We start from the raw sequence: 424 nt of genomic DNA, 5'->3' as shown, positions 1-424 counted from the left end.
GCCGGTCGGCCGCGCTCGCCCGCACGCCCAACACATCGCAGGCCGGAGCGACTCCGCCCGTTGCCTCAGCCGCCACCGGCCTACCCACGCCTGGCCCCTCGCGCCGCCGCTGACCACGCCCTTGGAGAAGCCGTGCCGTACGACCTGAACGACGAGCGGTGGCGCGAGTACCACGTCGCCCCGCGATACCTGGCCGGATCGACCTTCACCGGCGATCCCGCCCTCCAGCCTCTCCTCGACGTGGGCTGGAAACTGAATCACGACGAGATGGGCAACGTGTACGTCAACGCACCCGAGCAGACCATCCGCCTGGGGTACCTGCCCGAAGGCGACGACGACGCGCTGTGGAAGATCACGGCGTACTCCGACCCCTTCGCGATGCCTCGCTGGCTGGTCACGTACCAGGACAGCACCCCGACCGAGA

General features: G+C 69.6%; 1 protein-coding gene. It reads left to right on the top strand.

The genetic code is table 11. The features are described 5' to 3' along the window. Window positions 1–132: 132 nt before the first annotated feature. Window positions 133–424, top strand: a 292-nt coding sequence (locus RB628_RS42935; RefSeq protein ID WP_318325787.1) for a DUF317 domain-containing protein, incomplete at its 3' end; no start/stop codon positions are given.

It is taken from the genome of Streptomyces sp. ADMS, assembly GCF_033441795.1.
Lineage (GTDB): Bacteria > Actinomycetota > Actinomycetes > Streptomycetales > Streptomycetaceae > Streptomyces.
This window is presented reverse-complemented; position numbering and strand designations above follow the sequence as displayed.